The sequence below is a fragment of the Moraxella caviae genome (genome assembly GCF_002014985.1).
GTDB lineage: Bacteria > Pseudomonadota > Gammaproteobacteria > Pseudomonadales > Moraxellaceae > Moraxella > Moraxella caviae.
Window position 1 is genome coordinate 1 of sequence record NZ_MUXU01000044.1, and the last position, 1,099, is coordinate 1,099.

At 39.2% G+C, this 1,099-nt stretch carries 1 protein-coding gene; it reads left to right on the forward strand.

The features are described 5' to 3' along the window. Nucleotides 1-66 precede the first annotated feature (66 nt). Nucleotides 67-1,074, forward strand: coding sequence for an IS110 family RNA-guided transposase (locus B0181_RS07530; protein WP_078276903.1), 1,008 nt, complete (start codon nucleotides 67-69; stop codon nucleotides 1,072-1,074). The last annotated feature ends 25 nt before the right edge of the window (nucleotides 1,075-1,099 follow it).

Consider the following 1,099-nt stretch of genomic DNA (forward strand, 5'->3'; position numbering starts at 1 on the left):
CAACAATCTGTATGGTATCTTAGTGCTTGTTTGACAATGACACTGCATTTACAAGGGTAGAAAGTGATGAATCATTGTAGTTATTTAGGCATTGATGTTTCTAAACGCAAACTTGATTTAGCTTTACTTAATGACATCAACAGCCGTAAACGTAAAACCAAAGTCTTTGATAACAACGCCAAAGGCTTTGAATTGTTGCTGGATTGGCTCAACAAAAATGTTGATAAAGACTTATCAGAACTTCGTATCATTATTGAATCCACAGGTGTTTATCATCGCAGCTTGGCTTACTTTTTGGCGGATCATGGTTTATTTGTCAGCTTAATCAATCCTGCCGACAGTCATAAGTTTATTGCTTCTGGCAACTTACATAAAACCGATCAATGCGATGCCATTGCCTTAGCTGAGTTTGGTGTGGCATTAAACCTAAGAGACAAACTTGTTCAATGGCAACCTAAGCCTATTGAAATCCGTCAGTTAAATGCGTTAATTACACGCCTTGATGCCCTAAAAACGGATTTACAACGAGAACAAAACCGCTATGAAAAAGCAGAAGTGGGCGATTATCCAAAAGATATTTTACAGTCAATTATCAACACACAAACGTTTTTAAAACAAGAGATTGTGCGTCTTGAGAAAAAGATTGATGATCATATTGATCGCCACCCCAAGCTTAAAAAAGACTGCGAATTACTTAAAACCATTCCCGGTGTAGGCGAAGCAGTTTCATTGAGAATGATGAGTTTATATCACAGCCATAAGTTTCATTGCGCATCTCAAATGGCAGCTTTTTTAGGGCTTGTGCCAAGACTTAAAGAGTCAGGCAATTATAAAGGCAAGGCAATGCTGTCTAAGCGTGGTAACAGCAAAATAAGGGCTTTACTGTATTTACCTGCCGTTGTTGCAAAAGCACACAATCCTGATATAAAACACTGCTATGAGCGTCTACTTGCCAAGGGCAAAGCAAAAATGCAAGCCATTGGTGCGGCAATGAGACGACTTGTTCATATTTGCTTTGGCGTGCTAAAACATCAAAGCAAGTATCAAGCACGAAATGCTGTCATTTGTGCTTGACAGTTGGGGGTGGGGATGGTATCTA

What these genes read in the sequence shown, in the direction of transcription:
- B0181_RS07530 (WP_078276903.1), top strand. Translation starts at nt 67, where the DNA reads ATGAATCATTGTAGTTATTTAGGCATTGATGTTTCTAAACGCAAACTT.